Annotated in this window: 20 protein-coding genes; 9 read left to right on the top strand and 11 right to left on the bottom strand. The window is 70.7% G+C overall.

The window, feature by feature from the left end; translation table 11 throughout:
* Positions 1-11 precede the first annotated feature (11 nt).
* Genes AB0I28_RS15325 through AB0I28_RS15315 form a run of 3 tightly spaced genes read right to left on the bottom strand, consistent with a single transcriptional unit; the run spans position 12 to position 3065 of the window.
* On the bottom strand, positions 12-1067 hold the full coding sequence (locus AB0I28_RS15325; protein WP_357493550.1) for a Gfo/Idh/MocA family oxidoreductase: 1056 nt from the start codon (positions 1065-1067) through the stop codon (positions 12-14).
* A 1-nt stretch (position 1068) separates the two neighbouring features.
* Positions 1069-1875: a sugar phosphate isomerase/epimerase gene (locus tag AB0I28_RS15320; RefSeq protein WP_357493548.1), complete on the bottom strand. Its 807-nt coding sequence runs from the start codon at positions 1873-1875 to the stop codon at positions 1069-1071.
* A 35-nt stretch (positions 1876-1910) separates the two neighbouring features.
* Positions 1911-3065 carry an ROK family transcriptional regulator gene (locus AB0I28_RS15315; RefSeq protein WP_357493546.1) on the bottom strand — a complete coding sequence of 385 codons (1155 nt, stop codon included), beginning with the start codon at positions 3063-3065 and terminating at the stop codon, positions 1911-1913.
* Between the two features lie 286 nt (positions 3066-3351).
* Here AB0I28_RS15315 and AB0I28_RS15310 point away from each other — a divergent pair, with 286 nt between their 5' ends.
* Entirely contained in the window at positions 3352-5208 is a 1857-nt protein-coding gene (locus AB0I28_RS15310) for an ABC transporter ATP-binding protein (RefSeq protein WP_357494271.1), read from the top strand.
* On the top strand, positions 5192-6118 hold the full coding sequence (locus AB0I28_RS15305; RefSeq protein ID WP_357493544.1) for an aminoglycoside phosphotransferase family protein: 927 nt from the start codon (positions 5192-5194) through the stop codon (positions 6116-6118). The genes AB0I28_RS15310 and AB0I28_RS15305 overlap by 17 nt, the downstream gene beginning before the upstream one ends.
* Positions 6119-6175: 57 nt before the next feature.
* On the opposite strand, the gene AB0I28_RS15300 is transcribed toward AB0I28_RS15305, so the two are convergent.
* Both AB0I28_RS15300 and AB0I28_RS15295 read right to left on the bottom strand, forming a co-directional pair.
* Positions 6176-6574, bottom strand: a complete 399-nt coding sequence (locus tag AB0I28_RS15300; protein ID WP_357493542.1) for a hypothetical protein — start codon at positions 6572-6574, stop codon at positions 6176-6178.
* A 99-nt stretch (positions 6575-6673) separates the two neighbouring features.
* Positions 6674-7759 carry a DUF5937 family protein gene (locus AB0I28_RS15295; protein ID WP_357493540.1) on the bottom strand — a complete coding sequence of 362 codons (1086 nt, stop codon included), beginning with the start codon at positions 7757-7759 and terminating at the stop codon, positions 6674-6676.
* Positions 7760-7858: 99 nt separating this feature from the next.
* Here AB0I28_RS15295 and AB0I28_RS15290 point away from each other — a divergent pair, with 99 nt between their 5' ends.
* Positions 7859-9160: an MFS transporter gene (locus AB0I28_RS15290; RefSeq protein WP_357493538.1), complete on the top strand. Its 1302-nt coding sequence runs from the start codon at positions 7859-7861 to the stop codon at positions 9158-9160.
* Here AB0I28_RS15290 and AB0I28_RS15285 read toward each other — a convergent pair.
* A complete protein-coding gene (locus tag AB0I28_RS15285) occupies positions 9081-9488 on the bottom strand; it encodes a hypothetical protein (protein ID WP_357493536.1) in 408 nt (135 codons plus the stop codon). The two genes, AB0I28_RS15290 and AB0I28_RS15285, sit on opposite strands and share 80 nt — an antisense overlap.
* Positions 9489-9599: 111 nt before the next feature.
* Here AB0I28_RS15285 and AB0I28_RS15280 point away from each other — a divergent pair, with 111 nt between their 5' ends.
* A complete protein-coding gene (locus tag AB0I28_RS15280) occupies positions 9600-10274 on the top strand; it encodes a maleylpyruvate isomerase family mycothiol-dependent enzyme (protein WP_357493535.1) in 675 nt (224 codons plus the stop codon).
* A 338-nt stretch (positions 10275-10612) separates the two neighbouring features.
* Here the strand turns inward: AB0I28_RS15280 and AB0I28_RS15275 are convergent, their stop codons facing one another.
* Positions 10613-11104, bottom strand: coding sequence for a DUF1877 family protein (locus AB0I28_RS15275; RefSeq protein ID WP_357493533.1), 492 nt, complete (start codon positions 11102-11104; stop codon positions 10613-10615).
* A 270-nt stretch (positions 11105-11374) separates the two neighbouring features.
* On the opposite strand from AB0I28_RS15275, the gene AB0I28_RS15270 reads away from it, so the two are divergent.
* Positions 11375-12433 (top strand): tetratricopeptide repeat protein, encoded by a 1059-nt coding sequence (locus AB0I28_RS15270; RefSeq protein WP_357493531.1) that lies wholly within the window; start codon positions 11375-11377, stop codon positions 12431-12433.
* 156 nt (positions 12434-12589) lie between these two features.
* Here AB0I28_RS15270 and AB0I28_RS15265 read toward each other — a convergent pair whose 3' ends face one another.
* The 3 genes from AB0I28_RS15265 to AB0I28_RS15255 form a co-directional block, all read right to left on the bottom strand.
* Entirely contained in the window at positions 12590-12784 is a 195-nt protein-coding gene (locus tag AB0I28_RS15265) for a hypothetical protein (RefSeq protein WP_357493529.1), read from the bottom strand.
* A gap of 114 nt (positions 12785-12898) precedes the next feature.
* The gene (locus tag AB0I28_RS15260; protein WP_357493528.1) at positions 12899-13033 is read right to left on the bottom strand and encodes a hypothetical protein; all 135 of its coding nucleotides are present in this window, start codon (positions 13031-13033) and stop codon (positions 12899-12901) included.
* Positions 13034-13102: 69 nt separating this feature from the next.
* Complete coding sequence (locus tag AB0I28_RS15255) at positions 13103-13420, bottom strand: hypothetical protein (protein WP_357493526.1); 318 nt, start codon at positions 13418-13420, stop codon at positions 13103-13105.
* A 328-nt stretch (positions 13421-13748) separates the two neighbouring features.
* Here AB0I28_RS15255 and AB0I28_RS15250 point away from each other — a divergent pair, with 328 nt between their 5' ends.
* The gene (locus AB0I28_RS15250; RefSeq protein ID WP_357493524.1) at positions 13749-14357 is read left to right on the top strand and encodes a dihydrofolate reductase family protein; all 609 of its coding nucleotides are present in this window, start codon (positions 13749-13751) and stop codon (positions 14355-14357) included.
* A gap of 60 nt (positions 14358-14417) precedes the next feature.
* Positions 14418-14747, top strand: coding sequence for a YciI family protein (locus AB0I28_RS15245; RefSeq protein ID WP_357493522.1), 330 nt, complete (start codon positions 14418-14420; stop codon positions 14745-14747).
* A gap of 314 nt (positions 14748-15061) precedes the next feature.
* Here AB0I28_RS15245 and AB0I28_RS15240 read toward each other — a convergent pair whose 3' ends face one another.
* Positions 15062-16189: a pentapeptide repeat-containing protein gene (locus tag AB0I28_RS15240; RefSeq protein WP_357493520.1), complete on the bottom strand. Its 1128-nt coding sequence runs from the start codon at positions 16187-16189 to the stop codon at positions 15062-15064.
* A 619-nt stretch (positions 16190-16808) separates the two neighbouring features.
* Between AB0I28_RS15240 and AB0I28_RS15235 the strand changes: the two genes are divergently transcribed.
* Positions 16809-19064: a hypothetical protein gene (locus AB0I28_RS15235; RefSeq protein ID WP_357493519.1), complete on the top strand. Its 2256-nt coding sequence runs from the start codon at positions 16809-16811 to the stop codon at positions 19062-19064.
* A gap of 454 nt (positions 19065-19518) precedes the next feature.
* Entirely contained in the window at positions 19519-20097 is a 579-nt protein-coding gene (locus AB0I28_RS15230; RefSeq protein WP_357493517.1) for an HD domain-containing protein, read from the top strand.
* Positions 20098-20196 lie beyond the last annotated feature (99 nt).

Here is a 20196-nt window from a genome sequence, read left to right as displayed (position 1 = left end):
CGACCGGTTGGTCAGCGGGTGATCGCGACCTCGGCGCCGCTCTCGGCGGAGTCGTAGATCGCGGTCAGGATGCGGGCCATCTCCAGCCCCTGCTCCGCCGTCGCGTCGGCCGGGATCTCGCCCCGGCAGATGCGCAGGAAGTGGTCGATCTGGTTGGCGAACCCGACCTTGAAGTCGAACCCGAGCGAGTCGATCTGCGGCTGGATGTGCAGCAGCGTGTCGTGCCGCTCGGTGACCATCAGCAGCTCGGGCTCGATCTCCGCGCCGCCCTTGTCACCGTGGATCCGGACGCTGATCTCGTTGCGGGCGTGCAGCGAGTACGAGGTGTCCACGTCCAGGACGGCGCCGTTGTCGAAGCGGATCTGCGCGGTGGCGTAGTCCTCCACCGTGTTCGCCCGCGCCGCCGACGCGGCCCGGTACCGGCTCAGATTCTGGATGTTGTCGCGCGCGCCCAGCGGCGAGAACGTGACACCCGACGCCGACACCGCCTTCGGCATCCCCATCAGATACCAGCACAGGTCGATGATGTGGACGCCCAGGTCGATCAGCGGGCCACCGCCGGAGATCGCCGCGTCCCCGAACCAGCCGCCCGGGTTGCCCGCCGCGCGCAGCAGCGTCGCCCGAGCGGCGTAGACGTCGCCGAACTCGCCCGCGTCCAGGAAGCGCTTCGTCACCAGCGCGTTCGGCGCGAACCGCCGCACGTACCCGATCTGCAGCGCCTTACCCGTCTCCTCGACCGCCCGGACCAGGTTCTCGGCCTCGGCGACCGTCACCGTCATCGGCTTCTCGACCAGCACGTCCTTACCGGCCCGCAGCGCCGCCTCGGCGATCGGGGCGTGCAGCGTGTTCGGCACGCACACGCTCACCGCGTCGATGGCCGGGTCGGACAGCAGTTCCAGGTAGTCGCCCGTCACCCGCGACACGCCGAACTGCTCGGCGCGCGCCTTCGCGCGCTCCACGTCCACGTCGCACAGCGCGACGAGTTCGGCCCGCTCGTTCTTCTGGTAGGCGCCGAGGTGCTCGACGGCGATCGCGCCGAGCCCGATCACCGCAATCCGTGTCGTCATCTCAGGCAACGCCTTCCGTCAGTCGAAGAATGTTCGCCAGCGAGCGCTCGATGGCCGGCAGCGGCGCCTCCATGCCCTCGAACTCCAGGCTCACCGGAATGTCGGGCCTGGTGGCGACCAGCGCCAGCAGCCCGGGCAGGTCGACGTCGCCGTGACCCGAGACCGTCCCGAGCAGGTAGTCGCCGGCCAGCGTCTTGAGCCAGCCCTCCCCCGCCGAACGGCGGATGTGGAAGTCCTTCACGCCGATGGAGGCCGACACGTCGATCAGGGTGGCGGCGGTCTTGCCCGGCACCTCGCCGACGCACAGGCCGTTGCCCAGGTCCAGCGTGACACGGAAGTTCGGGCGGCCGACGGCGTGCACCAGCCGGGAGACCCGCTCGCTGCCGTTCATGAAGAAGCCGTGGTTCTCGACCGTCGACACGATGCCCAGGTCCGCGGCGTGGTCGGCCACCGCGCGACAGCCCTCGACGACCTTCTCGAAGGTCGACTCGAACTCGCCCTGGTCCTTCTCGCGCCACGCCCACGGCGAGACGTCGTGGCGGAAGATGCGCGCGCCGAGGCGGTGCGCCACGTCCAACTGCCGGCGCAGGCGGTCGATCTCCCCGCCGTCGGCGGTCCGCAGATCTCCGCTGACCAGGTAGTTCAGGATCGGTACGCCGATCTGTTCGGCGTGCTTGGCGGCGTCGCGGACGACGCCCTCGTTCTCGACGTAGTACTCGCCGTCCATCGCGGCGACCTCGATGTGCCCGGCCGACGAGGCCGCGACCCAGTCGAGGACCCCGATCAGGTCCATCTCGCCGCTCGACATGAGATCACGGAAGCAATAGGTACTGACTCCGAGTTTCACTTGGTGGTCCTCTCCGCAGGGTGGGTGATGTGGTGCCACGGGCTGGGGTAGCCGTGGACGCCGTAAATGCCTGAGCCGCATCGGTCGAAGGCGTTGCCGACCGCGCCGAGCACGACCGCCTCGCGGCCCAGCGCCGAGGCGACGAAGGGCGGGCGCTCAGGGAAGATCAGTTCCTTCTCGACCGCGGCGGCCAGGGGTCGCAGCAGCGCGCCGCTGTCCTGTGCCGCACCGCCGCGCACGACCACGACCTCGGGGTCGACGACCAGCAGCACGGTCGCGATCCGCCCGGCGATCTGCGCGCAGAAGTCCTCGAGTTCGGCCCGCGCGTCGGCGTCGCCGGCGGCGGCCGCGCTCAGCACTTCCGCGCCGGTCGGTCGCACCGACCAGACCAGCTGCCCGCGCTGCGCGTTGCGTGTCCAGCGCATGCCGCGCTGCGCGCCGAGCTCGCCGGCGAGGCGGTGGCGGCCCTGCCGGATGTCGCCGTTCAGGACGATCGAGACCGACAGCCGGTGTCCGATCTGGAGGTAGACGACGTCGGAGTGCCCCCGGCCCGCGCCGCCGCGCTGCTCGGCGAGCGCGGCGAGTTTGATGTCGTTGTCGACGACGATCGGCCGGTCGAGTTCTTCGGCCAGCGTCTCGGCGACGGGGAGGCCGACGAGGCCGGGGAGGGCGAGGCTGGCGCGCAGGCTGCCGTCGGCCTCGACGACGCCGGGCAGGCCGACGCCGACGGCGCGCAGGCGCCGCAGGTCGAGGGAGCCGGCGGCGGCGTGGAGCGCGCGGGGGATCAGGGCGAGGTCGGCGTGCCGGTCGGGGGCCAGGTCGGCGTATCCCACGCGGCGGCCGGACAGGTCGCAGATGATCGCGCGGGCGCCGCGCGGGCCGAGGTCGACGCCGGCGACGAGGCCGGCCTCGCGGGCGAAGCGGAAGGCGCGGGCGGGACGGCCCGGGCCCGCCGTCGCCGGGCTGGTGGGTTCGACGAGTCCGGCGTCGAGGAGGTCGTCGAGGACGGCGTGGACGGTGGGCCGCGACAGGCCGGTGCCCTCGCTGATCACCCCGACCGTGCGCGCCTCGTCGGCGTCGGCCAGCAAACGCAGGCAGGCGACCTGATTGGCGGCTCGTTCCGCCTGGGCGGCTCCGCGTGCAGTGTCCATGAACCTCGAACCTATTAGAGAACCGGCTTTAATAAAGACGCTAGCAGAATGCCGCCGCCGGAGGCAATGGTCGCCACCAGGGCGATCGCCGCCCGCCGAAACTCGCGTGCGCCGGTTCCCTTCGGGCCGCTAGCATCCGGCCGACCCCGACACAGAGGAGTTCCGCTCATGCCCGCCACAGGTACGACCCCCATCCGGACACCGGCGGCAGTGCGGGGCTCGCGGCCGGTTCCTCCCCCTGACGTTCCCCGCGTCGCGTGCCTGGAGGGCATGAGTGTTCCGTCCGCTGTTCGGCCTCCTCGAAAACTCCACTGACCCGTTCCGTGCGCACGATTTGCGCACACCTCCCGACCGCCCCTGGCGGTTCCTCCTCGACGCCTTCCGCCCGCTGCGGGGCGTCGTCGCCCTGAGCGTCTTCTTCACCGTCGTCGGAGCGGGCGTCGAGGTCTGGCTCATCGGCTTCGCCGGTCGCCTCGTCGACACCCTCGCCGACACCGCGCCGAAGGAGCTCTGGGCCGTCCACGGCACCGAGCTGCTCACGGTGGCGGCCCTCCTGCTCATCGGCAGGCCGCTGCTCCACCTGCTCAGCGAGGGCCTCGACGACATCGCCTTTCGCCCCAACGCCAGGGCCACCGCCATCTGGCGCGCCCACCGGCACGTCTCCCGGCAGTCGGTCGGCTGGTTCCGCGCCGACCTCGCCGGACGCGTCGCCACCTGGGTCCGCGAGGGCGGCACCGCGGCCTCCGACGCCGCCTACAGCGTCGTGCACACGCTCGCCTACGTCGGCGCCTACATCGCCTTCTCGGTCTGGCTGATGGCCTCGATCGGCGCGCGCATGGTCTTCCCGCTGCTCGTCTGGATCGCCCTCTACACCGCGATGACCGCCTACATCGTGCCCCGCTACCGCCGCGCGTCCGAGCGCCGCCAGCGGGCCGAGTCGCAGCTCAACGGCCACCTCGTCGACTCCTACGCCAACATCGACACGCTCGCGCTGTTCGCCGACCGGGCCGAGGGCGACCGCGAGGACCGTCGCGTCTTCGCCACCGCCCGGCGCGGGCACTTCGGCGTCCAGCGCCTGGAAGTGCTCATCAACACCGGCATGATGGCCCTCAACGGCGTGCTCATGGTCGGCCTCGTCGGCTACGGCATCCACCTCTGGACGACCGGCGGCGCACCGATCGGACTGGTCGCCGCGGGCCTCGCGCTGAGCTTTCGCATCACCGCGATGGCCGAATGGCTCCTCGACGGCGTCTCGGCGCTGTTCGGCTCCATCGGCGTCCTGCGCCAGGCGCTGCTCACCGTCGCCCAGCCGCTCGCCGTCGCCGACGTCCCCGGCGCCGGGCCGCTCGCGCTCGGCGGCGGCGGCATCCGCTTCGAAGGCGTCAGCCACCACTACGGCAAGGGCGAGGGCGGGCTCGACGGTGTCTCGCTGGAAGTGAGCGCCGGTGAGAAGGTCGGCCTCGTCGGACGCTCCGGTGCCGGCAAGTCGACCCTGGTCAACCTCCTCCTTCGCTTCCACGATCCCGAGGACGGCCGGATCGAGATCGACGGCCAGGACGTCGCCGGCGTGACGCAGGAGAGCCTGCGCCGCGCGATCGCGATGGTCCCGCAGGAGGCGACGCTGCTGCACCGCTCGGTGCGCGGCAACATCGCCTACGGCGGCGGAACCGACGAGGGCGTCGAGGCCGCCGCGCGCAAGGCGAGCGCGCACACGTTCATCACCGGGCTGCGCGACCGCGACGGCCGTACCGGGTACGACGCCCACGTCGGCGAGCGCGGCGCGAGGTTGTCGGGAGGTCAGCGGCAGCGCGTGGCCCTGGCCCGGGCGATCCACAAGGACGCGCCGATCCTGGTTCTGGACGAGGCGACCTCGGCGCTGGACTCCGAGGTCGAGGCGGCGATCCAGGACACTCTGGACGAGGTGATGAGGGGCCGGACTGTCATCGCGATCGCGCACCGGCTGTCGACGATCGCGAGGATGGACCGGATCGTCGTCCTCGACGCCGGTCGTGTCGCCGAGGAGGGCGGGCACGCCGAGTTGCTGGCGCGGGGCGGGATCTACGCCTCGCTGTGGGCACGACAGTCGGGCGGTTTCCTCGGCGTGGATCCGGATGTGGAGGTGGACAGTGACCGTTCACGATGAGGTCGGGGCCGTCCGGCCGTCGACGCTGGCGTGGGTGAGCCGGCACCTTGAGGTCGGCGAACGCGTCGTCAGGGCCGAGGCGCTGCACGGTGGCATCACCTCCGAGATGCGGAGGCTGACCGTCGCCGGGCCGGACGGGGGCACACGTGAGCTGGTGCTGCGGACCGTGCTCGACATGGAGGACGCCGCGGACTACCTGGACCGGGAGGTCTGCGCCCTGACCCAGCTCCCGGGGACCGGCGTGCCCGCTCCCGAGCTGGTGGCGGTCGATGCGACCGCCGCGCACTGCGAGTACCCCTCGCTGCTCATGACGCATCTGGCCGGCCGGACCGTCCTCGCCGACGAGGGAGTCGCGGCCCGTGTTCCCCTGCTGGCCCGTCAACTCGTGGCGATCCACGCGCTGCGGCCACTCGCGCGGCCCCGCGAGTACGTGGCCCTGACGACCGCCGACACCGTCGTGGTTCCCGAAGGCGCCGACCGAACGGCGTGGGCGGCGGCGATCGACATGATCCGCGAGCCCCCGCCGCCCTACGAGGGCCGCTTCCTGCACCGCGACTTCCAGCCCGGCAACGTGCTGTTCGGCCCCGGGCCCCGGCTCACCGGCGTCGTCGACTGGGCGTCGGCCTCCTGGGGCCCGACGGATCTCGACGTGGCGCACTGCTCCGCCGCGCTCGCGCTGCTGCACGGCCCGCAGTGGGGCCTGCGCCTCACCGAGGCCTACGAGGAGGCCGGCGGCGTCCTGGCCGCGACCGCGAGCGAGCGGCGGTACTGGCCGGTCCGCGCTGGACTGACGTACTCGGAGGAACTGCGGAGGGTGTCGCAGCCCTGGCGGGAGGCCGGCCGGACGGAGCTGACGACACGGTTCCTGGCCGCTCGGCTGGACGCCTACGTCACCGGCTTGATGGGCTGACGGCCGCGCACGACGAGGGGCCCCGGGCGATGCCCGGGGCCCCTCGCTCACGTGCGCCTACTCCGTGATGGTCTTGGAACCGCACCTTTGGCCGGTGTTGTCGCTCGAACCGTCCACGATGCAGATCATCATCACGTAGTTGGTCCCCGACTTGATGTCGTAGGTGAAGGAGGTCTGCGCGCCCTCGTCGCCGTTGCCGTTGTAGACGGAGTTCAGCACCAGCGTCTGGCCGGCGTTCAGCAGGTAGCCGCGGACGCCGTGGCCGTCGGGGTAGAGGTCGGTCACGCCGAACCTGTCACCGTCGTCGTAGTGGCGGATGGTGCCCAGGACGTTGCCGCTGGTGTCGTGGCTGTAGATCTGGGTGTCGGCGGCCTGCGCCGGCCCGGACATGCCGAGGACGATGAGCGCGGTGGCGGTCCCGGTGAGCGCGGTGCCGAGGATGGATTTCTTGGACATGTGAGTCCCCTCCGTGAAGCTCGGGTGAATGCGAGCCCCACGGTAGGAAGAGGCCGGGGGAATTTCCTTTAGTCAACCTTTAGCCGCAACCGCATCGCTCTAGCGCAGCAGCGCCGACAGCAGGTCCGTGCCCAGCGCCGTCGTCGCGGAGAGGTCGAGGCTGTGGTGGACGTAGCGGCCGCGCCGCTGGGCCGTGAGCAGCCCGGCGTTGCGCAGGACGGCGAGGTGGCGCGACACCTCCGGAGCGGACAGTTCCCAGGCGCGGGCCAGCTCGCCGGTGGTGTGCGGGCCGCGGACCAGGGTGCGCACCAGCCGCAGCCGTACGGGATGGGCGAGCGCCTCCAGCCGCAGCGTGACGGTCTCCAGCGACACCGGTTCCGCCGGGGTCGGCTCGGCGACGGGGTACTGCACCACCGGCTGCCAGCCGCGAGCGTGGACCACGAGGAGATGCGGGCTGCCGAAGACGCTGGGGATGAAGGTGACCCCGGTGCCGTGGGCGGCGGTCGCGTTGTCCTGCAACTGATCGACGATGATCCGGTCGCCGTCCGGCGCGAGCGTGACCGCGTCGGAGACCGACGCCAGCGCCGCCTCGATGCCCTGGCGCTTCAGCAGGTCGTCCTTGAGACGCCGGTCGGTGGCCAGCCGCACGGCGACGCTCGTCCAGGCGGCGTCGAAGAAGGCGTCGGCGCACTGTTCGAGGGTGCGGCGCACCCGTGCCCGCACGGCGGCCGGATCCGCGAGCAGCCGTTCGGCGAAGGCCTCCTGCACCGGGCCGCGGGCCTGCGCCAGGTCGAGCGCCCGGTCGCGCGCGGTCGTGTCGGCCAGCGGCGAGGGCCCGGCGAAGTGGACGCGGTTGCTGCCGCAGGTGGTGACGAGCGCCGAACTCACGTAGGTTTCGTCGTCGATCCGGTCGACGTCGTCGAGCTCCTCGGCGAGGGTCGGCCGTGGCCGGGAGGGGACCAGGAAGTCGGCACGCGAGGAGCGCCAGAGGAACTCCGCCTCCCGCAGGCGCTCGGCCAGCTCCGGCCGCATTCCCGCCCAGACGTTCCCGGCCCAGCCGGCCAGGCGCGGATGATGACCGGGTTCGGCGAGGACGTGCAGCATCGCGGTCAGCTCGGCCAGCGGGGAGGCGGCGAAGCGCAGGCGCTCGGACGGCGGGCCGCTGATGTCGATCCTCAAGGTCACCTCCACATCATCACCGGCCGGACGGCCATCGGCCACGTCGGTTGACGATGTCCGTCAACTGACGAGCCGAAACCGGCGGTCGGCCGCACCGTTGGCGCCATGGCAACCCTCACCAAGATCTGGCCGCGTGCCCTCGTCCGGGCCTCCGGAGGCCCCCGCTACGCCGTGGCCCTGGCCGTCGACGCGCTCGGCACCGGCCTGCTGCGGCCCTTCCTGCTGCTCTACGGGGTGACCGTGCTCGAGTTGTCGGCGCCCGCCACCGGCGTCGCCATGACGGTCGGCATCGTCGTGGGACTGCTGTGCATGCCCATGGTCGGCCGATGGCTGGACCGGGGAGCGCGCAGCACCGTCGTGGCTGCGTCGATGCTGGTCCGAGTGCTGGGCGTGGCCCTGCTGCTGGCCGCCCCGACCGGAGACGTCTGGATGTTCGCGACCGCGGCGCTGTTCCTCGGCATCGGCAACCAGGCATGGCCCGCCGCCCACGCCGCCCTCGTCGCCACGATCGCCCACGGCCGGGAACGCGACACCGCCCTCGCGGCCGCCCGCTCCCTGCGCAACGCCGGCCTCGGAGTCGGCGCCCTGCTCGCCACCGCCTGCCTGGCCGGCGGGACCACGGCCCTGCAGGTACTGGCGGCCGTCACCGGTCTCGCTTACCTCACCGCCGCGACCTTGGCGTGGTCGGTCAAGATCCGGGCGACCACCCCACCCCCCACCAAGGGCACGAACGCCGAAACCCCACCCCGCCTACGCACGATCCTGGCCGCCAACGTCATCTACGCCTTCTGCCTCAACATCCCCGAGATCGCCCTCCCCCTCATCATCGTGACCCAACTGCACGCGTCCCCCATGTGGTCGGCGGCCATCTACGTCGCCAACACGGTCCTGGTGGTCACCCTCCAAGTCCCCGTCACCATGCTCATGTCCCGCTTCCCCCGACGCGTGGTGCTGGCCCTCGCCGGAGTGGTGCTCACCGCCTCCTACCTGGGATGCCTGGCCGCCACCTCGCTGGGCCACGGCTGGGCCGCCCCCGCCCTCGCCGCGATCTCGGTGGTCTGCACCCTCGGCGAAATCCTCTACGTGGGCAGCGCCACCCCCCTCATCACCACGCTCGCCCCGCCCCACCTCCTGGGAAGAGCACTGGCCCGCCTACAGCTGTCGACGGGTTTCGGCCTGGCCGTCTCCCCCGCCGTCATCACCGCACTGGCACCCCACGGCGCAACCGCCCTCTGGGGCTCCCTCGCCGCAGCGACACTGCTGTCCGCCGCCGCCGTCGCCACCGAGAAAGAGCGCGGCGAACCCCGCCCGGCGACCGATGAGGAGGTCACGCCTCCCCACGTCGCATCTCCTCCGCAAGCCGCCGCGCCGCCTCCGCACCGTCGACCCCAGCCGCAGGCCAGTTGATGTTGAACCGCGCCGGATCCCCCCGCTCCACCTCCACATCGAGGACAGTCCCCGGCCAGGGCCACCGCCCCCGATCAATGCGCCCCTCCCGCTTCACCGCCGTGGGGGCAAAGCCGGCGCCGCGAACCACCCCGTCGAGCACGAAGGACACACGTCCCGGCCCGCTCGACGGTGAACTGACCGCCACCACCGTCAACTCACCGGCCACCGGATCACTGAGGCGGACAGTGCGATGGGCGAGCACAGCACCGACGATCAGCCATGCCGTGTAGGCAAGGCCACCGAGCGGCAGCAGGGCAAGGATGAGGAGCCAGAGGGGAAGGTCCACACGGCGATTATCGCCGCACCGCGCCCCGCTGATCTCCTACGGATACGGCGATCTGCTCACCGAGTTCACCGGCGGGGAGCCGTTGTGGTGAGCCCGCGTAGGGTCGCCGCCGTGGATCATAACCGTGTACTCGAAGCCTTTCGCCTCGAAGCCGAGGCGCTGACCGAAGCCGTCACAGGGCTGTCCGAAGTGGAGTGGAATCTTCCGACGCGCTGCTCCCCGTGGTCGGTGCGGGAGCTACTCGGGCACGTGTCCGCCACGGTCGACCGGCTTCCGGGAATGTTGGAGGCGCCGCCGCCCGGCGAGGCCGAGGTCTCCGCGGTCGAGTACTACCGGCCTGACGAGCGCTTCTCGGCCGAGACGAACGACGCGCGTATCGCCTTGGGCCGCAAACGGGCCTCGGAGGCCGCCGACGGCGCCGCCGCCTTCTCCGCCACTTGGCGACGGGCCGATGAGCTCGTCCGGGACCAGCCTTCCGGCCGGACGGTGCGGACACGCCATGGCGATGCCATGCTCCTGTCGGAGTTCTTGCTGACCCGCGTCGTTGAGGTCGCGGTCCACGGCCTCGACCTGGCGGACGCGCTCGGGCGAGCGCCGTGGCTGACCACCGCGGCCGGTGACGCCGTGCTGGAGTTGCTTCTCGGGGCGGATCATCGAACGGCGGCGAGCCGGCTGGGTTGGGAGCAGCCGCACCTGCTGCGCAAGGCCACCGGCCGCGAACCCTTGGACGCCGCCGAGACGATGCTGGTCGAACGCCTCGGGATCCGATGGCTCACCCTCGGGTGATGTGCGAAGAGTGGCCGAACAAGGCGACGGTGAAGTTCGGACTTTCGAGCAAGGCCTCGCCGACACGCTCAGCCCCGGCCGAAGTGTCCAGGCGCGAAGCAGTGCCCGGAGGGCGGGCCTCCGGGCACTGCTTCTGTGGCGGTGTTCCCCGTACGTCTCGAGAACGCGCGGGCCCCCCTCTTCTTGAGCCGGTCACCCAAAGCAGCGGATGACCAGACCGCCGGAGAGGTGGATACCCACCTGGCTGAGCCGGACAAACTCGGCCGTTCGGCTGATTCTCTCGCGGTCCTCCGCCGCGCGGGGACATTCGGGACGAGTTCCGCGCTCGTGTGCGCCGGTCAGTAGCTGAAGTGCGCGATGACCGCGGCCTTCGCGGTGGCGGCAGCGCGGAAGAAGTCGGCGAGGCCCTGATAGTGCCCGTTGAGGTAGGCGATGGCGTCGTCGCCGTCCTCCCACAGCGAGGAAGGGTAGACGGCGGCGGCGGTCATGGCCGCGCCGTCGAAGTGGTGCGCGAGGGCCGTGAACGGCGTGCGGCCGAGCAGCTCGGCTGTGGCGGCGACCTCTTGGGGGCCGCGGATCTCCAGGGTCCCGTCCTCGTCGATCGTCTCCTCGACCATGAGGCGCACACCGAGTCCGGCCGCCCCGAAGAGGTGGTCGAGCCCGGCCCACGCCTTGTCGAGGTAGGCGAAGCGGCGGCCGTCCTCCCAGAGGAGGTCACGGGCCCAGTCGGGGTCGGCGGCGGCCTTCTCGGCCTCGGCGGCGGTCACCGCGGTGAAGGACATCACCATGCCCATGCGCTGCTCCTCGGGGATCGAGTCGTGTCGTCGCATCGGAGTCTGCAGGACGGATGCGACACGACCCGTTAGGGGCGACGGCGGCCCGCTCTCCGCTCGACCCGGGTGGCGCCGGGTAGGGATCATGCTGTGGAGCCGGCGCAAGGCGCCGCACCCCACCGGTCACCCGGGGAGGTGCGTCCACTGAGGACATCCGAGCGTGCCCTCGGCGGCGGCTCGGGCGCACTCGGCGGCGAAGCACTCGTCGGCCAGACTTGGACCATTCCCCGAATCCACGCCACACCACCCCAGGAATAGAGCATCGGCTTGGCTGCCTACGACCACCTATCCGACGTCGCCATCACCGCCGCCACCCGTGCCGCCGCCGAAGGCGACACCGAGGCGATGTTCAACCTCGCCGTCCTGCTCGACCAGCGCGACGACCTCGACGAAGCCGAGACCTGGTACCGGCGCGCCGCCGCCGAAGGCGACACCGGCGCGATGTTCAACCTCGGGGCCCTGTTCCACCAGCGCGCCGACCTCGACGAGGCCGAGACCTGGTACCGGCGCGCCGTCGAAGCCGGCCACACCGACGCGATGTCCAACCTCGGGGCCCTGTTCCACCAGCGCGACGACCTCGACGAAGCCGAGACCTGGTTCCGGCATGGCGCCGCCGAAGGCGACACCGACGCGATGTCCAACCTCGCCGTCCTGCTCGACCAGCGCGGCGACCTCGACGAAGCCGAGACCTGGTACCGGCGCGCCGTCGAAGCCGGCCACACCGACGCGATGTCCTACCTCGGGCTCCTGTTCAACCAACGTGGGGACCTTGCTGAGGCCGAAACGTGGTTCCAGCGTGCCATCGACCAGGCCGGTGACATCGGCGCGATGTCCAACCTCGGGGTCTTGCTCAAGCAGCGCGGGGACCTTGCTGAGGCCGAGACCTGGTTCCGGCGCGCCGTCGAAGGCGGCCACACCGGAGCGCTGTTCAACCTCGGGGTCCTGCTCGACCAGCGTGGGGACCTTGCTGAGGCCGAGACGTGGTACCGGCGCGCCATCGACCAGGCCGGTGACATCGGCGCGATGTCCAACCTCGGGGCCCTGCTCAAGCGGCGCGGGGACCTCGACGAGGCCGAAACCTGGTGCCGGCGCGCCATCGACGAAGCCGATGACACCGACGCGATGGTCAACCTCGGGAACCTGCTCAAGGAGCGCGGTGACCTCCACGAGGCCGAAACCTGGTACCGGCGCGCCATCGACGAAGCCGGCCACACCGACGCGATGTACAACCTGGGGATCTTGCTCGAACAGCGCGGAAACCTCGACGAGGCCGAAACGTGGTACCGGCGCGCCGACGGCGAAGGCCACGTCGGCCACCTCACCTAAAGTCTCCGGGCGGGAGGCGGCCGCAGCCACCGACGGCCTCCAGCGGCGACCAGACGCAACGCTTGATCACCTTCACACGCGCGGCCGGAGCGAGTACCGGGGCGCGACGGGCCGAGGGCGTAGAGCCGCGTGGCCCACCCACGCGGCTCTCGGCCGCTAGCAGCAGCCGGCAGCCACCCAAGGGCCCTTGTAACCATTGGTGCAGACCTTGCGCTGCACTCGAACGCCGGTTTTCACGCAACTGAAGTGGGGTTTGCACACATGCTCGAAGAAGCACACGGTCGCGTGCGCGCGGGCCTTGGGGACGAGCCGCGCGAGCAGCCGGTCGCCGAATCCGCCGAGGGTCTTCATATACCGCTCCGATCATTCGATACCGGGATGGTGTCGCGGCAAGTGTGCGTGCGCTACGAGCGGATTTCCTTGACCCGATCTTGAGCCGACCTCGATGTTCGTGGCGCCCCGCAGTCACTCATGCCGGGAGGTCTTCAGCACGGCACCGGCGGCAACGACGCCGGGCAGCGGGTCGTCTTGGACGCGGTGCGCGGTGGTCACGTACTCCGCGAGCTGCGCGGCGTCGACCGGGACCGTCGCCAAGCCCACCGGCGAACCGGAGGGCACGCCACCGCCCCGCAGCTTTAAAAGCGTGAGGAGGTGCAGGCGGCCATGGGCTCAGCGCGGCGGGCGGGCGGCCATCCAGGCCTCGATGTCGGCCAGTGGCCAGTAGAGGCGGTAGAGGATCCGCAGTGGCGTCGGGAACGGCAGCGCCTTGGGGGCATCGCGGTTGAGCCAGCCGGTGATGGTCTGGGAGGGAACGCCGACAACCGCAGCGGCGCCCGCGGTGTCGACCCACACGCCGTCGCCGGGCAGCTCGGGCAGACCCAGCAGGCGCCCGGCCGGAGCGGTGCCGGCCTCAAGGGCCGCGGTGAGGTCCTCGATGCGCGTGCCGAGAGAACCCGGGTCGACAGCGGGGTTCGCGGGGTCGGTCATGCCGCGAAGCCTATCGCAGTTTTAAAACTGGGGCGAGGTCCGGTGACGGCCGCCGACCAGTTCTGGATCGCATCGCGCTGGGCGGCGGCCGCGGGGTCGCGAGCGTGGGACAGGTTGCCAGCGGCGACCTGCAAGGTCACCATCGGCCAAGTGCCCGATAGCGGTCATTACCGCGCACTCGGACGATCTTGGTAGGACCAAGACGGCTCCGCCCTCACCAGCCTGGCGAAAAGGGTCTGGAGGCGGTGTCGGATCGGGGTGGTGCCGTTCGTAGTAGGGGTGAGGCCGCCCACCAGGGGCGGCGCCCAGGGCGAAGGAACCACCGACAATGAAGCTGACGACCATGACTCAGGTCACCCTCGATGGGGTGATGCAGGGAAACGGCGCCGCATCCGATGACCGCAGGAACGGGTTCGAGCGCGGCGGATGGGCCCGGGGAGCCGGTGACGACGACACCAGGGCGTTCATCACGCAGGCCTTCCAGCGCGCCGAGGCGTACCTGTTCGGCCGGCACACCTACGAGATGTTCGCCGGCTCCTGGGGAGCCGTCAACCAAATGCGCGTTCACCCCATCGGCGTGGCCCTGAACAACAGCCCCAAGTACGTCGCCTCGACCACGCTGTCGGCGCCGGGCTGGAAGGACACGACCGTTCTTCGCGGTGACCTCGCCGCGGCCATCGGTGAGTTGAAGGCCAAGCCCGGCGGTGAACTGCAGGTGCACGGCAGCGCCGTCCTGATCCGGTGGCTGCTGGCGAACGATCTGGTCGACGAGATGACTCTGATCGTGATCCCGGTGATCCTCGGCCAGGGCGCACGACTGTTCCCACAGTCCGGTCCCGACATCGCGCTCGACCTGATCGAGTCGCGTGTCGACTCCAAGGGCGTGACGATCCAGGCCTACCGGCCGGCGGGGCGCCCGCGGTACGCCACCGCCTGAAGCTCCCGGCCGGCCAACCGCGAACCACGCTGTCTCAACCCCAGAGGAGCTGAACGTCAGATGCAGTACCTGATCTCGGTGATCGATGACAAGAGCAACCCCGGCAGCAACGACAGGCACGCGGCCATCAGCGCGTTGAACAGACGACTGACCGCCGGGGGCCACTTGGTATTCGGGGGCGGACTCGCCGGCACCGACGCGGCCACGGTCGTCGACAACCGAGGCGAGCAGCCGTTGTTCACCAACGGGCCCTTCGTGGAGTCGAAGGAATACCTCGTCGGCTTCTGGGTGTGGGAGGCCGACGATCTCGACGCGGCACTCGAACTCGCCACCGAAGCGTCGAAGACCTGCGACCGCAAACTCGAAGTCCGGCCCTTGTCTCGGCCGTAGCACCGAGAAGGCGACCACCCGCACCCGCCGGCTGTGGTGGGCGCGAGTGGTCGCCGCATCCTTGGCGGCACAGACACCGCGTCCACCCTCGGGATCGCCGCGACGAACCAGCCTGTCCACCAGCGCGCAGAGCCGCACCTCATTGGACGCGGGCCTGCTGCTGTGGGTCTCGACGATCGCGGCGACCGGCCGCGCTCGTCGTCGGGCACGGGATCTCGTCACCGCGCGCGGGCGGTGGCCCGACCCGGCCGACATCGCCGCGTTGGAGACGATGGTCGAGTACCGGCGGCTCAACCCCGATCGGTGGGCGTCGGTCAGCCACCGACGGCGTCCTCGGCGGCCGCGGTTTCGGTCTCGGGGTCCTGCCACAGCAGCATCAGGCCATCGGTACTGGCATTGTCGGTGAACACCGCCGTGTCGAACCCGGCGTCGTCGGTGAAGATCGCCTCGCCGAACCCGGCGGCGCGCCCGGTGAACATCGCCCCGCCGAACCCGGCGCCGCCGGTGAACACCGCCCCGATAAACCCCGCGCCGCCGGTGAACACCGCCCCGGAGAAGTCCGCACGGCCGGTGAACGTCGCCCCGACGAACCAGGCATGGCCGGTGAACACCGCCGCGTTGAACCAGGTGCGGCCGGTGACCACCGTCCCGCCGAACGCGGCGTCGTCGGTGAACACCGCACTGCCGAACCAGGCGCCGCCGGTGAACACCGCCTCGACGAACCCCGCGCGACCGATGAACACCGCCTCGGCGAACGAGGCGCCGCCGGTGAACACCGCCCCATCGAACCCCGCGTAGCCGGTGAACACCGCCCCGCCGAACCAAACGCCGTCGGTGAATATCGCCCCGCCGAACCCGGCGTAACCGGTGAACACCGCCCCGCCGAACCCCGCGTCGTCGGTGAACACCGTCCCTCTGAACCTGGCGTCGGTGGTGAAGGTGGTGTTGGTGAAGGTGGCGGTGGCGATCCAGCAGTCGCTCAGGTCGACGGCCGGTAGGCGGGTGTTGCTGAGGTCGATGTCGAGAGGGCCCCAGAAGGTGGGTGTCACCGGGGGTGGGGTGATGCGAGGGTTGCGTTCGGCGTGGGGGCGCGGGTCGCGCAGGCGTGCGGTGAGGAGTTCGGCGATGGTGGTCTGGACGTGCTGTTCTTCGCTGCTGACGGTGGTTTCGCGGGGTGGTTCGGGGGCATCGTTTGGGCCGGGGTTGGTGGGCTGAGGGTTGGTCATGCGCAGGTAGGAGCACCAGAGGTTGACGATGACCTGGCGGTGTTCGGGGTGTTCGCGGCCGAGCCGGTCGAGGGCGTGCACACCGCCGAGGCGGACGGCGGGTTCGTCGCTGCCGAACTGGTCGACGGCTTTCAGGTACAGCTCGGTGACGCGGGTGTCGTCGGCGACCTCGACGCGGTGGTCGTGTCCCGGCGGCCGTTTCTCCCACTGAGCCATGGCGATGACCTTGCGCGACCGGCCACCTCGATCACCATCGGCCGAACAGCCCGACGCGCGACAGTGTCCCGTTTCTATCGCCGGCTCGGCAAATCCTCCTCATCGCTGATCCCATTCGGACGGCGGCCCTGACTGGCAGGGCCTCCTCCCACGGGTGTCGTCCGTGCTGGCGCGTCCCGTCGGAATTCTGACAGACCGTCATCAATGCCCCGGGCCCTCAAAGGTCGACGGAAAGTCCGCCACCGCGACGACACCAGGGACAACGGTGTCGTCGCGGGAATACCGGGGTCAGTTCGCCCCAAGGTCCCCGGCCCTCCTCCCGTCGTCGTTTGTTGACATATCGATCGACGGTCTAGAAGCATCCTCCGCACGACCGGCACCGGTTCCGCCACAACCGCGCCCGGGACGACGATCGGCGTGCGGGGGTGCCAGGACGCCGGTCACGTCGGCCAATGCGAGGAGGACCTCTGTGGATCCCCGGTACCCTGATCGGCCCCGTCCAATCTGGCCGGTAGGCCCGCCCCCGACTCCCGCACCGCGTCCCTGGTCCCCACCGCCTCCGCCCACCGATCCCCCGAGCATCCGACTGACGCGCTGGCACGCCCTCGCCGTCGTCGGGGTGCTGCTGGCGTGCATCGGGCTCACCGGCCTGATCGCCTGGAAGCCGTGGGGGCCGGCCACGCAGTTCGTCGCCGGTGCCGCCGATGTCCTCGATGCCGCACCGGCCGTGCGGCTTGGCTACGTCTACAGCGCCGGGGGACACGAGGTGTCGGGGACGTTCACCGTGACCGCCGACGGCTACGCCTCCGGGACCGTCGATGATCCCGGCTCTGGCACCGCCGCGCTCATGGCCACCCCCGACGGTTCGGCCGTCTATGGCAACGCCGAGTGGTGGCTGTCGCGGGCGCCGGACCGGGTCAGCCGTGTCCGCGACCACTGGGTGCGGCCGGAGGCGGCCATGGCCTTCCCGCTCGACGTCGCGTCTTCGCTGAGTCCGGCGGCGCTAGCTGACCTGGTCCGCGCGGTCTCCGGGCACGGCGAGCCCGTCGACCACGACACGATCGTGGACGGGAGCGCGGTGACCACCATCGTCTCCGGCGACTGGGAGCTCCAGCTCACCCGCGACGCCCCGGTGCGCGTGGTTTCGCTGGCGGGCCCCATCGACTCCGGCGGCTTGCACCCGTCGGCCGCCATAGGCCCCGGAGCGCACATCGTCCCCGTAGGACTGACGGAGCACGTCAAGGACGGTCCCGGCAGCGCCTCCATCGCGCTGACGCCCGATCCTGAGGACGCCTCCGGTGCCGCGAAAGCGCGGACGGACTCCGACGCGGCGATGCGGGGCAAGGGCACCACACCGCCGGGGATGCCCAAGACCACCGACCAGCCCGGTGCGAGCGGCGCGGCTCCCCCGAGCACCGCCGACCTACCGCCCGAGCAGCCCCGGTTCGAGACCGAGCTGAACTCCAGCGACTGCAACACCCCGACCTGCTCGTGGTCGGTCACCACCACCAACACCGGCAACGCGCCCGGGACCGGCACCGTCTACTCCGGCGCGATCCCGGTGGTGCCGCCGATGCCGCGCCCGATCGGGCAGCTCGCCCCAGGGGCGAGCACGACCGCGGAGTTCAGTGCACCCAACCCCGCTCCTCCTGGCGGGACCATCCAGGTCACGGTCATCGCCGGCGCCTACTGCCAGGAGCTGTACGGACCGGATTCCAAGCCGTACGAACGGCTGCTGGGGAAGGGCGTCGATCCGGCGAAGGCCCTGCCGAGCCTGGACAAGGCGTATGTCCCCTTCGCGGTCGACGCGATGAACCGGATGCTCGACGCGGGCCTCGACGGTCCGGCCGTCAATGACGCGATGGCGAAGGTGGAGGAGTACCGGCTCCAGCCTGCACTGTTCCACCTCAACGCCGCCGGCGCCCGCTTCCAGGGGATCGGGACGATCGCCGAGAGCCTGGCGGCGGCCCGGACGTACGAGGACATGATGCGGGTCGTGGAGGCCGTCGACTTCACCCGCGATCTCCTCGACCGGGCACCCGGCGGCACCGTAACCCTGACCGCGCCGAACGCCTCGAAGGGCGGGCCGTGGGTCGTCGGGCTCGACTCCGGCGGGGACCTCTACCGCTATGTCCTGACCACCGCGAGCACTGCCGCCGAGCTGGCCGGCGCACTCAACGACGCGACCGACCTGCTCGATGCGGACGTGAAGGGGATTGTGCGTATCAGGGTCGAGCGGGCCTGGGGTGAGGGCGCCGACTCGCTCTGGAACGAGGACTGGCCCGAGCTGCAACGCGATCTCCACAAGAAGAACGGCGGGATCAAGATCTGCCGTGACGGCGGAGACGGGCTGGCCGCCCTGCTCATCGACAACAAGCTCGGCGAGCATCAGCTGGCCACAGAGGACTTCTGCGCCCCCGAGACCGACCCCGCGAAGCTGAAGACCCCGCGTCACGACAAGGCGCGCGACAAGGCCACCGAGTTCATCAAGGAGCACCTGGAGGCCAACGGACTGACCGGGACCGTCGGAGTACGTGAGCTGATCGTCCCGGGCGGAAGCAAAAAGGGAACCGGGAACATCGGCAAGATCGACAACTGGGTGCTCGACGACAACAACGTCCTGCACATCTGGGAGATGAAGTCCGAGAGCGAGGCGTACAAGGGCCCGGGTGAGCTGGAGTGGTACCGGCAGAAACTGCTGGAGACGGGCGCGTACGCCGATGTCGTCCTCGGCTTCCCGCTCGGTGAGGTGCTGACCGAGCCGGGTGTGCTTCCCTCGGAGACGCTGGAGATCGGCGACTGGGACGGGACCCGCACCGGGAAGCCGACGGGTGAGAACCCGCTGGGGGTGCTGGTGTACCGGTCGCTGTACTGAGCCCCTCGTCAGACCCAACCTCATCGCCGGTCCAGCCCCCCGGCCTGCGCCGGTACCGGAGTCGGCTGTGTCACCCGGTCGGGGCTGGCCTGGAAGAGCACCACCCGCTCGGCCACCACGCGGTGAAGGCAACAACGAGCCGCCCCCAACGACGTCTCGGCCTGACCAGCAAGACCACCGTTAGCTGTTCATCCTGTCCCGATCCGGGCGGACCCGGTCTACGGCGAGGTTGTAGACCACCGGGCGCTTGCCCTCCGGGATGTGCAGCACCTGTGGCTTCTGCTTCGCTCGCAACGCGGCCTCGTGATCGACGATCCCGAGACGACCTCTTCGCTGCTCGAACGTATTCCGCCGCTCGAAGAATCTGACCGGGTGTCCGCCCAGGCCCGCCGAGCACTACGCTCGATCGCCGGGGTCCTCGCCGACCTCGTACCCGGAAATGGAGCGAGCAGGCATGACTGATCCCACCGCCGGAACCGCGAACTATCTGCTGGAACTCGGTCTCCTCAAGCGCGCGCGTCGCTCAGGCTGGTGGATCGCAGGCATCAGGGACCCGGAGAGCATCGCCGAACACAGCTGGCGCACCTCGGTCACGGGAATGGTCATCGCCAGCCTCGAAGGCGCCGACCCCGCGAGGACGGCAATGCTCTGCACGCTCCACGACACACCTGAGACGCGCATCGGCGACATCCCCAAGATCGGCCGCGACTACCTCACGGCCGCCACCCCCGAGGCGATAACCCGTGACCAGACCGCCGGCTGCCCCGAGCCCGTCGCCACGACGATCCGCGACGCGATCACCGAGTTCGAAGCCGGGGAGACCCTCGAAGCAGTGTGCGCCCGCGACGCCGACAAGCTCGAGTGCCTGATCCAGGCGGTCGAGTACGGCCACCAAGGTGTCTCCACCGTCGGACGCTGGATCGACAGCAGCCTCGCCGCCCTGAAGACCGCGAGCGCACGCGCCATCGCGCAAGAAGTCATCGACAGCGACCCACTCGCCTGGGAAAAGACACGACACCAGGCAGATGAGTAGGGCCTGAAGGACGAGGTCAGCAGAGAATCGCCGCCGGCCGGGGCACCCCACCACCCGCAACCCCAGCCAGAGGGGGCGTGGGTGGAGACGGAGTCTCCC

The sequence above is a fragment of the Phytomonospora sp. NPDC050363 genome (genome assembly GCF_040655735.1).
Taxonomy (GTDB): Bacteria; Actinomycetota; Actinomycetes; order Mycobacteriales; family Micromonosporaceae; genus Phytomonospora.
This window is presented reverse-complemented; position numbering and strand designations above follow the sequence as displayed.

Excerpts from the sequence above, each read along its gene's own strand:
- AB0I28_RS15245 (WP_357493522.1), top strand. The coding sequence starts at position 14,418 with ATGCAGTACCTGATCTCGGTGATCGATGACAAGAGCAACCCCGGCAGC.
- AB0I28_RS15290 (WP_357493538.1), top strand. The coding sequence starts at position 7,859 with ATGGCAACCCTCACCAAGATCTGGCCGCGTGCCCTCGTCCGGGCCTCC.
- AB0I28_RS15320 (WP_357493548.1), bottom strand. The coding sequence starts at position 1,875 with ATGTCGAGCGGCGAGATGGACCTGATCGGGGTCCTCGACTGGGTCGCG.
- AB0I28_RS15315 (WP_357493546.1), bottom strand. The coding sequence starts at position 3,065 with ATGGACACTGCACGCGGAGCCGCCCAGGCGGAACGAGCCGCCAATCAG.
- AB0I28_RS15240 (WP_357493520.1), bottom strand. The coding sequence starts at position 16,189 with ATGGCTCAGTGGGAGAAACGGCCGCCGGGACACGACCACCGCGTCGAG.
- AB0I28_RS15300 (WP_357493542.1), bottom strand. The coding sequence starts at position 6,574 with ATGTCCAAGAAATCCATCCTCGGCACCGCGCTCACCGGGACCGCCACC.
- AB0I28_RS15255 (WP_357493526.1), bottom strand. The coding sequence starts at position 13,420 with ATGACCGACCCCGCGAACCCCGCTGTCGACCCGGGTTCTCTCGGCACG.
- AB0I28_RS15265 (WP_357493529.1), bottom strand. The coding sequence starts at position 12,784 with ATGAAGACCCTCGGCGGATTCGGCGACCGGCTGCTCGCGCGGCTCGTC.
- AB0I28_RS15275 (WP_357493533.1), bottom strand. The coding sequence starts at position 11,104 with ATGCGACGACACGACTCGATCCCCGAGGAGCAGCGCATGGGCATGGTG.
- AB0I28_RS15325 (WP_357493550.1), bottom strand. The coding sequence starts at position 1,067 with ATGACGACACGGATTGCGGTGATCGGGCTCGGCGCGATCGCCGTCGAG.
- AB0I28_RS15230 (WP_357493517.1), top strand. The coding sequence starts at position 19,519 with ATGACTGATCCCACCGCCGGAACCGCGAACTATCTGCTGGAACTCGGT.
- AB0I28_RS15250 (WP_357493524.1), top strand. The coding sequence starts at position 13,749 with ATGAAGCTGACGACCATGACTCAGGTCACCCTCGATGGGGTGATGCAG.